Origin of the sequence: Streptomyces sp. NPDC021356, from assembly GCF_040641015.1 — a bacterium.
Lineage (GTDB): Bacteria > Actinomycetota > Actinomycetes > Streptomycetales > Streptomycetaceae > Streptomyces.
In genome coordinates this window covers 23,721-36,251 of the sequence record NZ_JBFACU010000025.1, presented here as the reverse complement: position 1 = coordinate 36,251, position 12,531 = coordinate 23,721, and the positions used below count along the sequence as shown (strand labels likewise).

The 12,531-nt window shown below is 70.5% G+C and carries 9 protein-coding genes; 7 read left to right on the top strand and 2 right to left on the bottom strand.

Annotated features, from left to right (window positions below):
• Window positions 1–241: 241 nt before the first annotated feature.
• The 4 genes from AB0G56_RS28945 to serA all read left to right on the top strand — a co-directional run bounded on the left by AB0G56_RS28945 (window position 242) and on the right by serA (window position 5,652).
• Window positions 242–2,089, top strand: coding sequence for an acetolactate synthase large subunit (locus tag AB0G56_RS28945; RefSeq protein ID WP_360974632.1), 1,848 nt, complete (start codon window positions 242–244; stop codon window positions 2,087–2,089).
• Window positions 2,090–2,124: 35 nt separating this feature from the next.
• The gene (ilvN, locus tag AB0G56_RS28940; RefSeq protein ID WP_018568644.1) at window positions 2,125–2,652 is read left to right on the top strand and encodes an acetolactate synthase small subunit; all 528 of its coding nucleotides are present in this window, start codon (window positions 2,125–2,127) and stop codon (window positions 2,650–2,652) included.
• A gap of 127 nt (window positions 2,653–2,779) precedes the next feature.
• Complete coding sequence (ilvC, locus tag AB0G56_RS28935) at window positions 2,780–3,778, top strand: ketol-acid reductoisomerase (protein ID WP_360974628.1); 999 nt, start codon at window positions 2,780–2,782, stop codon at window positions 3,776–3,778.
• Window positions 3,779–4,062: 284 nt separating this feature from the next.
• A complete protein-coding gene (gene serA, locus AB0G56_RS28930; protein ID WP_360974625.1) occupies window positions 4,063–5,652 on the top strand; it encodes a phosphoglycerate dehydrogenase in 1,590 nt (529 codons plus the stop codon).
• A gap of 86 nt (window positions 5,653–5,738) precedes the next feature.
• On the opposite strand, the gene AB0G56_RS28925 is transcribed toward serA, so the two are convergent.
• Window positions 5,739–7,310, bottom strand: coding sequence for an MFS transporter (locus tag AB0G56_RS28925; protein WP_360974622.1), 1,572 nt, complete (start codon window positions 7,308–7,310; stop codon window positions 5,739–5,741).
• A 110-nt stretch (window positions 7,311–7,420) separates the two neighbouring features.
• Here AB0G56_RS28925 and AB0G56_RS28920 point away from each other — a divergent pair, with 110 nt between their 5' ends.
• Window positions 7,421–8,014 carry a TetR/AcrR family transcriptional regulator gene (locus tag AB0G56_RS28920; protein WP_360974619.1) on the top strand — a complete coding sequence of 198 codons (594 nt, stop codon included), beginning with the start codon at window positions 7,421–7,423 and terminating at the stop codon, window positions 8,012–8,014.
• A gap of 174 nt (window positions 8,015–8,188) precedes the next feature.
• Here AB0G56_RS28920 and AB0G56_RS28915 read toward each other — a convergent pair whose 3' ends face one another.
• The gene (locus tag AB0G56_RS28915) at window positions 8,189–9,502 is read right to left on the bottom strand and encodes a helix-turn-helix domain-containing protein (protein WP_360974616.1); all 1,314 of its coding nucleotides are present in this window, start codon (window positions 9,500–9,502) and stop codon (window positions 8,189–8,191) included.
• Window positions 9,503–9,682: 180 nt separating this feature from the next.
• Here AB0G56_RS28915 and AB0G56_RS28910 point away from each other — a divergent pair, with 180 nt between their 5' ends.
• Together AB0G56_RS28910 and pruA are read left to right on the top strand one after the other, a co-directional pair.
• A complete protein-coding gene (locus AB0G56_RS28910; RefSeq protein WP_360974613.1) occupies window positions 9,683–10,663 on the top strand; it encodes a proline dehydrogenase family protein in 981 nt (326 codons plus the stop codon).
• 176 nt (window positions 10,664–10,839) lie between these two features.
• The gene (pruA, locus tag AB0G56_RS28905; protein WP_360974610.1) at window positions 10,840–12,480 is read left to right on the top strand and encodes an L-glutamate gamma-semialdehyde dehydrogenase; all 1,641 of its coding nucleotides are present in this window, start codon (window positions 10,840–10,842) and stop codon (window positions 12,478–12,480) included.
• Window positions 12,481–12,531: the final 51 nt, after the last annotated feature.

Here is a 12,531-nt window from a genome sequence, read left to right as displayed (position 1 = left end):
GTCAGTTCCATGCGCACCCGAATTCTCGTACTTGGACAGCGCGTCGGCTGAGCTGGGACCCACCGGAGGACGATCCGGATCCCCAGCGACCTTCACCGGCGCGCTCCCCTCGCTTGCCTCACGGCACGAGGGGTTTTTTGTTGCACGGGCACCTGCCGCACAGCGGTCGCGCACCGTGCGAACCTGGCGAAAGCCGACACCCGAACCCTCGCAGAACCTCAGCATCGAGAAGAGAATGCCGATGACCGAGCAGGCCACCGGGGCCCACCATCCGCAGCCGCGGCCCCGATCCGGAGGACACCAGATGGCGCCCGAGCACGTCACGGGTGCGCAGTCCCTCATCCGCTCCCTCGAGGAAGTCGGCGCGGACACGGTATTCGGCATTCCGGGCGGCACGATCCTGCCGGCGTACGACCCGCTGATGGACTCCACCCGAGTGCGGCACGTCCTGGTCCGGCACGAGCAGGGCGCCGGCCACGCCGCCACCGGCTACGCGCAGGCCACCGGCAAGGTGGGCGTCTGCATGGCCACCTCGGGCCCCGGCGCCACCAACCTGGTCACCCCGATCGCCGACGCCAACATGGACTCCGTGCCGCTGGTCGCGATCACCGGGCAGGTGGTGTCCTCCGCGATCGGCACGGACGCCTTCCAGGAGGCGGACATCGTCGGCATCACCATGCCGATCACCAAGCACAGCTTCCTGGTCACCAAGGGCGAGGACATCCCGCGGGTGATCGCCGAGGCGTTCCACATCGCCTCCACCGGCCGCCCCGGCCCGGTCCTGGTCGACATCCCCAAGGACATCCTCCAGAAGAAGACCACCTTCTCCTGGCCGCCGGTCATGGACCTGCCCGGCTACCGGCCCGTCACCAAGCCGCACGCCAAGCAGATCCGCGAGGCGGCCAAGCTCATCACCGCCGCCAGGCGCCCGGTCCTCTACGTCGGCGGCGGCGTGCTGAAGGCCAAGGCCACCGCCGAACTGAAGGTGCTGGCCGAACTCACCGGAGCGCCCGTCACCACCACCCTGATGGCGCTCGGCGCGTTCCCCGACAGCCACCCGCTGCACGTGGGAATGCCGGGCATGCACGGTGCGGTCACCGCCGTCACCGCGCTGCAGAAGGCCGACCTGATCGTCGCCCTCGGTGCCCGCTTCGACGACCGCGTCACCGGCAAGCTGGACAGCTTCGCCCCGTACGCCAAGATCGTCCACGCCGACATCGACCCCGCCGAGATCGGCAAGAACCGCGAGGCCGACGTGCCGATCGTCGGCGACGCCCGCGAGGTCATCGCCGACCTGGTCCAGGCCGTCCAGAAGGAGCACGCCGAAGGCCACAAGGGCGACTACACCGCCTGGTGGAAGGATCTCGGCCGCTGGCGCGACACCTACCCGCTCGGCTACGAGGAGCCCGCGGACGGCTCCCTGTCCCCGCAGCACGTCATCGAGCGGATCGGGCAGCTCGCCCCCGAGGGCACGATCTTCGCGGCGGGCGTCGGCCAGCACCAGATGTGGGCCGCGCACTTCGTCCAGTACGAGCAGCCCGCCACCTGGCTGAACTCCGGCGGCGCCGGGACCATGGGCTACGCCGTCCCGGCCGCCATGGGCGCCAAGGCCGGCATGCCGCAGCGGACGGTCTGGGCGATCGACGGCGACGGCTGCTTCCAGATGACCAATCAGGAGCTGACCACCTGCGCCCTGAACAACATCCCGATCAAGGTCGCCGTCATCAACAACGGCGCCCTCGGGATGGTCCGCCAGTGGCAGACCCTGTTCTACAACCAGCGTTACTCCAACACGGTCCTGCACTCCGGCCCGGACGACGTCAACCAGGACGCCCGCGGCACCCGCGTCCCCGACTTCGTGAAGCTGTCGGAGGCCATGGGCTGTCACGCGATCCGCTGCGAGCGCCCCGAGGACCTGGACAAGGCCATCGAGGAGGCGAACTCGATCAACGACCGCCCGGTCGTCATCGACTTCATCGTCCACGAGGACGCGATGGTCTGGCCGATGGTCGCCGCCGGCACCTCCAACGACGAGATCATGGCCGCCCGCGACGTCCGCCCCGACTTCGGCGACAGCGCCGACGACTGAGAGCCGTCCGAGGACTTCAGGAAGGTACGACCGTCATGTCCACCAAGCACACGCTCTCGGTCCTGGTCGAGAACACCCCCGGCATCCTCGCCCGGATCGCCGCCCTCTTCTCCCGCCGCGGCTTCAACATCGACTCGCTCGCGGTCGGCGTCACCGAGCACCCCGACATCTCCCGCATCACCATCGTGGTCGGTGTCGAGGACCTTCCGCTGGAACAGGTGACCAAGCAGCTCAACAAGCTCGTCAACGTGCTGAAGATCGTCGAACTGGAACCCGGTTCGGCCGTGCAGCGCGAACTCGTCCTGGTGAAGGTGCGCGCCGACAACGAGACGCGCTCCCAGATCACCGAGATCGTCCAGCTCTTCCGCGCCAAGACGGTCGACGTCTCCCCGGAGGCCGTCACCATCGAGGCCACCGGCTCCAGCGACAAGCTGACCGCCATGCTCAAGATGCTGGAGCAGTACGGCATCAAGGAGCTGGTGCAGTCCGGCACCATCGCGATCGGCCGCGGCGCCCGTTCGATCACGGACCGGTCGCTGCGCGCCCTGGACCGGTCGGCGTAACAACACGAAGCGACGTGTACCGGCGGCCGGGTGACACCGTCCGCCCGTATACCGAGACCCCGAGACTTCCCGTCCCCCCACCGGCATACGGTGGGACGCACAACCTGCACACCAAGGAGAGAACCCAGTGGCCGAGCTGTTCTACGACGCCGACGCCGACCTGTCCATCATCCAGGGCCGCAAGGTCGCGGTCATCGGCTACGGCAGCCAGGGTCACGCCCACGCCCTGTCGCTGCGCGACTCGGGTGTCGACGTGCGTGTCGGTCTGCACGAGGGATCCAAGTCGAAGGCCAAGGCCGAGGAGCAGGGCCTGCGCGTGGTGAGCCCGTCGGAGGCCGCCGCCGAGGCCGACGTCATCATGATCCTGGTGCCGGACCCGATCCAGGGCCAGGTCTACGAGGAGCACATCGCCCCCAACCTGAAGGACGGCGACGCGCTGTTCTTCGGTCACGGCCTGAACATCCGCTACGGCTTCATCAAGCCCCCGGCCGGCGTGGACGTCTGCATGGTCGCCCCCAAGGGCCCGGGTCACCTGGTGCGCCGTCAGTACGAGGAGGGCCGCGGCGTCCCGTGCATCGTGGCCGTCGAGCAGGACGCCTCCGGTGACGCGTTCGGGCTGGCGCTGTCCTACGCCAAGGGCATCGGCGGCACCCGCGCCGGCGTCATCAAGACCACCTTCACCGAGGAGACCGAGACCGACCTGTTCGGTGAGCAGGCCGTCCTGTGCGGTGGCACCGCCGCCCTGGTGAAGGCCGGCTTCGAGACGCTGGTCGAGGCGGGCTACCAGCCGGAGATCGCCTACTTCGAGTGCCTGCACGAGCTGAAGCTGATCGTCGACCTCATGTACGAGGGCGGCCTGGAGAAGATGCGCTGGTCGATCTCCGAGACCGCCGAGTGGGGCGACTATGTCACCGGCCCGCGCATCATCACCGACGCCACCAAGGCCGAGATGAAGAAGGTCCTCGCCGAGATCCAGGACGGCTCCTTCGCCAGGAACTGGATGGACGAGTACCACGGCGGTCTGAAGAAGTACAACGAGTACAAGAAGCAGGACTCCGAGCACCTGCTGGAGACCACCGGCAAGGAGCTGCGCAAGCTCATGAGCTGGGTGGACGAGGAGGCGTAGGCCTCGCGGCGGACGGGGGCGGGGCCGACGCCCCGGCCCCGTCCGCCGAACCCGGGGTAACGTCGGAGTTCACGGCGGACTCACGGCGTTGTCCACCCCGTCCAGCCACGGACGGGTGATCCTTCCGCAGCGGCGTAATACGACGCACGCGACGCCACTACACTGCTGCACAAACAACGCGTCAGGCCCACAGCGTCGTGCGTCTTCCACGCGGCTAGCATCCCGCCCACTCCACCGCTGCGGCCGTCGGGACGGCCGTCCGCATCGGACCTGTGAGGACTCACGTGAGCTCGAAACCTGTCGTACTCATCGCTGAAGAGCTGTCGCCCGCGACCGTCGACGCGCTCGGCCCGGACTTCGAGATCCGGCACTGCAGCGGCGCCGACCGGGCCGAACTGCTGCCCGCCATCGCCGGCGTCGACGCCATCCTGATCCGCTCGGCCACCAAGGTCGACGCCGAGGCGATCGCCGCCGCGAAGAAGCTCAAGGTCGTCGCCCGCGCCGGGGTCGGCCTGGACAACGTCGACGTCTCCGCCGCCACCAAGGCCGGCGTGATGGTCGTCAACGCCCCGACCTCCAACATCGTGACCGCCGCCGAACTGGCCTGCGGTCTGCTCCTCGCCACCGCCCGCAACATCCCGCAGGCCAACGCCGCGCTGAAGAACGGCGAGTGGAAGCGCAGCAAGTACACCGGCGTCGAGCTGGCCGAGAAGACCCTCGGCGTCGTCGGCCTCGGCCGCATCGGCGCCCTGGTCGCGCAGCGCATGTCCGCCTTCGGCATGAAGGTCGTCGCCTACGACCCCTACGTGCAGCCCGCGCGCGCCGCCCAGATGGGCGTCAAGGTGCTGACCCTGGACGAACTCCTCGAGGTCTCCGACTTCATCACCGTCCACCTGCCGAAGACCCCCGAGACCCTCGGCCTGATCGGCGAGGAGGCGCTGCGCAAGGTCAAGCCGACGGTGCGCGTCGTCAACGCCGCACGCGGCGGCATCGTCGACGAGGAGGCGCTGTACTCGGCGCTCAAGGAGGGCCGGGTCGCCGGCGCGGGCCTGGACGTGTACACCAAGGAGCCGTGCACCGACTCCCCGCTGTTCGAGTTCGACCAGGTCGTCTGCACCCCGCACCTGGGCGCCTCCACCGACGAGGCGCAGGAGAAGGCGGGCATCGCCGTCGCCAAGTCGGTGCGCCTGGCCCTCGCCGGTGAGCTGGTCCCGGACGCGGTCAACGTCCAGGGCGGTGTCATCGCCGAGGACGTCAAGCCGGGTCTGCCGCTCGCCGAGCGCCTCGGCCGCATCTTCACCGCGCTCGCCGGTGAGGTCGCCGTCCGTCTGGACGTCGAGGTCTACGGCGAGATCACCCAGCACGACGTGAAGGTGCTGGAGCTGTCCGCCCTCAAGGGTGTCTTCGAGGACGTCGTCGACGAGACCGTCTCCTACGTCAACGCGCCGCTGTTCGCGCAGGAGCGCGGCGTCGAGGTCCGCCTGACCACGAGCAGCGAGTCGACGGACCACCGCAACGTCGTCACCGTGCGCGGCACCCTCGCCGACGGCGAGGAGGTGTCGGTCTCCGGCACGCTGGCCGGCCCCAAGCACGTGCAGAAGATCGTCGCCGTCGGCGAGTACGACGTCGACCTGGCGCTCGCCGAGCACATGGTCGTCCTGCGCTACGAGGACCGTCCCGGCGTCGTCGGCACGGTGGGCCGGGTCATCGGCGAGGCCGGGATCAACATCGCCGGCATGCAGGTCGCCCGGGCGACGGTGGGCGGCGAGGCGCTGGCGGTGCTGACCGTGGACGACACGGTGCCCGCCGGGGTGCTCGCGGAGGTCGCGGCCGAGATCGGGGCGACGTCCGCCCGTTCGGTGAACCTCGTCTGAGGCAGCCGCGCCCGCAAGCGGACGAAGGCGCCGGGTGAGCTGGTCGATTCCAGCTCACCCGGCGCCTTTCGCGTGCGCCCCGGCCGTCAGGCCATCGCCTTCACCGGCTCGGCCTCCTCGGTCTCGGCGACCGGCTGGGCTTCCTCGTCCCTGACGGTCACCCGGCGCAGGGTCACCGCCGCCGCGGTGCCGGCCAGGACCAGCAGCGCCGCTCCCGCGAGGGCCGCGCCCTGCATTCCGCCGGTGAACGCCTCCCGGGCGGCCGTCACCAGGGCCTCGCCGGCCCGGCCCGGAAGCTGACCGGCCACCGCGAGCGCGCCGCCGAGCGTCTCGTGGGCCGGGGCGGGGGCGCCGGAGGGGATCTCGTGGCGGTAGATCGCGGTGCCGATGGAGCCGAGCGTCGCCATGCCCAGCGCGCCGCCGAACTCCGAGCCGGTCTCCAGGAGGGAGGAGGCGGCGCCCGCCTGCTCCGCCGGGGCCGCGCCCAGCGCCAGGTCGGTCATCTGGGAGATGACCATCACGATGCCGGAGGAGAGGACGGCGCAGGCCGCCAGGACCAGCCACAGGGAGTCCGTGCCGGCCAGGGCCAGCATCCCGTAGCCCGCCGCGCCGATCGCGAAGCCGGTGGTGACGACGTAGGCCCGGTTGACGCCCTTCTGCACCAGCTGGGTCGCGACCGGGGCCGCCATGCCGATCGGCAGCGAGGGCAGCAGGGCCCACAGGGCCGCCTCCATCGCGCTCTTGCCGAGCACCGACTGGAGGTACTGCGTGGTGAAGAACGCCGAGCCCATCATCGCGAACGAGGAGATGAGGTTCAGCACCACCGCGGGGGCGAAGCCCCGGCCGCGGAACAGGGCCGGCGAGATCATCGGGGAGGCCGCGGTGCGCTGGCGGTGGACGAAGAGGGCGGCGAAGAAGAGACCGGTGGCGATCGAGGCGACGTAGAGCGGGTGCACGCCCTCGGAGGGGATCTCCTTCAGGCCGTAGACCACGGGGAGGACCGCGGCCATCGACAGCGGCACGCTGACGAGGTCGAAGCGGCCGGGGGCGGGGTTCTTCGACTCGGGCAGCAGGATCGGGCCGAGGACGAGCAGCAGCGCCATCGCGGGCAGGTTGACCAGGAACACCGAGCCCCACCAGAAGTACTGCACCAGGATGCCGCTGAGCACCGAGCCGAGCGCGATCCCGGCCGTCATCACGCCGGACCAGATGCCGATCGCCTTGGCCCGCTGGCCCGGGTCGGTGAACATCGTGCGCACCAGCGCCATGGTCGAGGGCATCAGCGTCGCGCCGCCGATGCCGAGCACCGCGCGGGCCGCGATCAGGGTCTCGGCGCTGTTCGCGTACGCGGCCACCAGGGAGGCGGCGCCGAAGGCGGCGGCCCCGATCAGCAGCAGCCGGCGGCGGCCGATGCGGTCCCCCAGGGAGCCCATCGTCATCAGCAGGCCGGCCAGGACGAACGCGTAGATGTCGAAGATCCACAGCTGCTGGGTGCCGGTCGGCTCCAGGTCCGCGCTGATCGCCGGGATGGCGAAGTAGAGGACCGAGACGTCCATCGAGACCAGCAGCAGCGGCAGCATCAGCACGCCGAGGGCGGTCCATTCGCGACGGCCGGCGAGACCGGCCCGGATCGTGTTGGTGCTCGTGGAGTTCGTCATGCCAAGGAATGTACACACGTCTTAAACGCCTGTCTAGTACGTCCGTATAGATCGTGCGTATAGGTCATCCGTCTAGGACGCCTGTATGGATCGCGGGTAGGGTTGAGGACATGGGACATCGTGAGGATCTGCTCGACGGCGCGAAGCGCTGCCTGCTGGAGAAGGGCTTCGTGCGCACCACGGCGCGGGACATCGTCAAGGAGTCCGGGACCAACCTGGCCTCCATCGGCTACCACTACGGCTCCAAGGACGCCCTGCTGGTGCAGGCGTACGTCGCCCTGGTCGAGGAGATGGGCGACGGCAGCGGAGCCGGCTGGGGAGGGGGCGAGGCGCCCCGGACGGCGGCGGGGTCGCTGGAGCGCTTCCAGGAGGTCTGGGCGAACGTCATCGCCTCGATCCCCGAGTCGCGCCCGATCTGGCTGCTGAGCTTCGAGCTGATCCTCCAGGGGGACCGCCTGCCCGAGGTGCGCAAGCTGCTCGCGCAGGCCCAGGAGGACGGCCGCTCCGGCATCCTCCCGATGTTCAGCGACGTCCCGGAGGCTGACCTCGACAAGGAGGCCGTCGACACCGAGGGCCGCCTCTACCAGACCCTGCTCCAGGGCCTCATGGTGCAGTGGCTCTTCGACCCCGACACCGCCACCCGCGCCGACCAGCTGACCGAGGGCCTGCGCCGGGTGCTCGCGGGCGCCGCGCCCAGCGCCTAGTTGTATTGACCGTGAGCGTTGTTGACGCCTGTCGGGCTTGATCATGGCGAAGACCTCCGGTGTGGTGGAGCTGTCTGGGAACGCATCGCACGGAGGTCTTCGTGTCCCACCGAAATGCCCGGCTCGAGCGCGCGCCGGGGCGCGGCCGTCGCCCTCGGCCCGGGGACGGGCCGGTTACAGCCGCGCCGCCTTCAGTGCCATGTGCAGCAGCAGCCGGTCCTCGCCGTCGTCCAGGTCAAGGCCCGTGAGCTGCTCCACCCGGGAGAGGCGGTAGTAGAGCGTCTGGCGGTGGACGCCCAGCTCGGCCGCGGTGCGCCCGGCCTGGCCGGCGCAGTCCAGGTAGACCTCGGCGGTGCGCGCCAGCTCCTGGTGCGCGGGGGAGAGCAGCGGTCCCACCGCCGCGTCGTGCCGCGCCTCGGGGGACAGCGAGGCCAGCAGCCGGTACGGGCCGATGCCGGCCCACTGTGCGATCGGACCGAGCCGGGGCTCGGCGAGCGCGGCACGCGCCGCCGCCACCGCCTGCGCCCAGGCCGTTCCCAGCTCCGCCAGCCCGGTCCGCCCGGCGGCCACCCCGGCCGCCGCACCGCTCACCGCACGGCCCGCGGCACCGCTCACCGCACGGCCCGCGGCACCGCTCACCGCACGGCCCGCGGCACCGCTCACCGCCCCGCTCACCCGACTGCCCGCGGCGCCCGACGTGCCCGTCGCCGCCCCGCTGGTCGCCGTACCGCCCGCCGCCCTCTCCAGCAGCCGGGTCGCCGCCGACACCGCCGGGGTCAGGGTGTCCGCCGAGCGCAGCCGCACCAGCAGCGCCAGGCACTGGTCCGTCGTCCCCCACGGCACGGTGCACAGGGCCGTCGCGCCCGGCAGCGTGCGCACCGACGGCGCGTCGTCCGGGTCGGCCGAGGGCCAGGGGGCCACGCACACCATCGTGTGCGGCCCCTCCGCGCGCGCCCCCAGCGCCGTCCGCAGCTCGGCCACCGCCATGTCCCGCGGCCAGCCCCGCTCGGCGGTCAGCACCGCCCGCAGCTCACGGGTGAGGTCCGCGCCGTGCTGCGCCTCGTCCGCGAGAAGCGCGCCGATCCGCCCGGTCACCCGCATGGCCGCCGCGAGCTGGGGCTCGGCGGGGCCGGGCTCGTCGACCAGCAGCCAGACGTAGCCGAGGACCACACCCCGATGGCGTACCGGAAGGCAGATCCGCCCCCGGTAGACGCCGGCCTCGGGGGTGGGCGGGATCCGGACCGGTCCGGTGGCCCGGGTGATGCCGAAGCCCTCGAACCAGCGGCGGACGGCGGCCGTGGAGCGGCGGGTGAGGATCGAGCGGGTGCGCACCGGGTCCAGCGCCGAGGGGTCCAGGTCGCCCTCGCTGTCGTAGGCGCCGAAGGCGATCAGCTCGAAGTTCCGGTTCTCCAGCGTGGCCGGAGCGCCCAGCAGCTCCGAGATCTCGTCGACCAGCTCCTGGTAATCGCCCTTGTAATCCGCCGTCACCCGGGCATTCTCCCGCATTTCCGCAGGGCCTTCATACATCTGTCTGAGATCGGGTCCACGGATGCGTGACAGCTGTCGATGGCAGACGATCGCACAGATCCCTAACTTTCACGGTGGTTCTCCGTGCCGTTCCCGATCGGTCGGGTGACGGCCTTGTGCTCACTGTTGTGGAGGTGCCCCGTGCTGGGTCCCGTGATTCTTGCCGCGTCGCGCAGCGACCGGATGCGACGCCTGATCTCGGCGGCCCCGGTGACCAAGCAGGTCGTGGACCGCTTCATCCCCGGCGAGACCGTGGACGACATCGTCCCCATCATCACGGACCTGACCGGCAAGGGCCTGGAGCTGACCATGGACGTGGTCGGCGAGGACATCACCACCCCCGAGCAGGCCACCGCCGCCCGCGACGCCTACCTGGCGCTGATCGACCACATCAAGGACCTGGAGCTGGGCCCGAAGGTCGAGATGTCCGTGAAGCTGTCGATGTTCGGCCAGTCCCTCCCGTCGCCCGCCACCGCCCTGAACGAAGGGCCCTCCGGGCCCGCCCCTGCATTCTGCGGCGGCCACGAGCTGGCCCTCGCCAACGTCCGCCCGGTCGTCGAGGCCGCCGCCGCCATCGGCACCACCGTCACCCTGGACGCCGAGGACCACACGACCCTGGACTCGATGTTCGCCATCCACGAGGAGCTGCGGAAGGACTTCCCGCGGACCGGCTGCGTCATCCAGGCGTACCTCTTCCGCACCGAGGCCGACGCACGCCGCCTCGCCGCGAGCGGCTCTCGCGTACGGTTGGTGAAGGGCGCCTACAAGGAGCCCGCCGAGGTCGCCTACCAGGACAAGCACGAGATCGACAAGGCGTACGTGCGGATCCTGCGCACCCTGATGGAGGGCGAGGGGTACCCGATGATCGGGTCCCACGACCCGCGCCTCATCTCCATCGCGCAGGAGCTGGCCCGCACGGCCGGCCGCAAGCTCGACGAGTACGAGTTCCAGATGCTGTACGGCATCCGCAGCGACGAGCACCTGCGACTGGCCGCCGAGGGCCACCGCATGCGCGTCTACACCGCCTACGGCACCGACTGGTACGGCTACTTCATGCGCCGTCTGGCGGAGAAGCCGGCCAACCTGCGCTTCTTCGCGCGGAGCATGCTCAGCCGCGGCTGACCGGCCAGGGCTGTGCCGCAGCCCCTGCCGGGGGTCCGGGGGTCGCCCCCCGGGAAGGCACAGCATGCGCCGTCTGGCGGAGAAGCCGGCCCTTCGTCCGCCCGATGGTCAGCAAGGGCTGAGCGAGCCCGCTCCACAGCTCGAAACACCGCTCAAGTCAAGGAGTTACGGAACCCATGGACGCTGTGACCCAGGTCCCCACGCCCGTCAACGAGCCGGTGCACGGCTACGCCCCCGGTTCGCCCGAGCGGGCCCGTCTGGAGGCCAGGCTCAAGGAGCTGGCCGAGAACCCGGTCGACCTGCCGTGCACGATCGGCGGCGAGAAGCGGATGGGTGGCGGTGAGTCCTTCGAGGTCGTGCAGCCGCACAACCACAAGGCCGTCCTCGGTACGTACCGCAACGCCACGCGCCAGGACGCCCAGGACGCGATCGACGCCGCCCTGGCCGCCGCCCCCGCCTGGCGCGCGATGTCCTTCGACGACCGCGCGGCCATCATCCTGCGCGCCGCCGAGCTGCTGGCCGGCCCCTGGCGCGAGACCATCGCCGCCTCCACCATGCTCGGCCAGTCCAAGACCGCGCAGCAGGCCGAGATCGACAGCCCCTGCGAGCTGGTCGACTTCTGGCGCTTCAACGTCCACTACGCCCGCCAGATCCTGGCCGAGCAGCCCCCGGCCAACTCGCCGGGCGTGTGGAACCGCCTGGACCACCGCCCGCTGGAGGGCTTCGTCTACGCGATCACGCCGTTCAACTTCTCGGCGATCGCCGCCAACCTGCCCACCGCGCCCGCCCTCATGGGCAACGTGGTGATCTGGAAGCCGTCCCCGACCCAGACGCACGCCGCCGTGCTGCTCATGCAGCTGCTGGAGGAGGCGGGTCTGCCCAAGGGCGTCATCAACCTGCTCACCGGTGACGGCCTGGAGGTCTCGGAGGTGGCCCTGAACCACCGCGACCTGGCCGGCATCCACTTCACCGGCTCGACCAAGACGTTCCAGCACCTGTGGAAGACGGTCGGCAACAACATCGAGAAGTACCGCTCCTACCCGCGCCTGGTCGGCGAGACCGGCGGCAAGGACTTCGTCGTCGCCCACCCGAGCGCCGACCGCGCGGTGCTGAAGACCGCCCTGACCCGCGGCGCCTTCGAGTACCAGGGCCAGAAGTGCAGCGCCACCTCCCGCGCCTACATCCCGGCGTCCATCTGGAACTCCGGCTTCAAGGAGGAGTTCGCCGCCGAGGTCGACCACCTCACCATGGGTGACGTCACCGACCTGTCGAACTTCATCGGCGCGGTCATCGACGAGCGGTCCTTCGCCAAGAACAAGGCCGCCATCGACCGGGCCAAGGAGGACCCGTCCTGCACGATCGTCGCGGGCGGCTCCTACGACGACTCGGTGGGCTACTTCGTCCGCCCGACCGTCATCGAGTGCACCGACCCGGAGAACGAGGTGTTCACCACCGAGTACTTCGGCCCGATCCTCGCCGTGCACGTGTACGACGACAGCTCGGCCGAGAAGTACGACGAGATGCTGACCCAGATGGAGTCGGTCTCCGACTACGCCCTCACCGGCTCGGTCGTCGCGAACGACCGCGCGGCGGCGGCGTACACGATGGAGAAGCTGCGTTACGCGGCCGGCAACTTCTACATCAACGACAAGTCGACCGGCGCCGTGGTCGGCCAGCAGCCCTTCGGCGGCGGCCGTGCCTCCGGCACCAACGACAAGGCCGGTGCCCCGCAGAACCTGATGCGCTGGACCCTGACCCGCGCCATCAAGGAGGCCCTGGTGGCGCCGACCGACTACACCTACCCGCACATGGGCTGACACCCTGACGCACTCGGCGGGCCGGTCCGGAAAAAGGACCGGCCCGTCCGC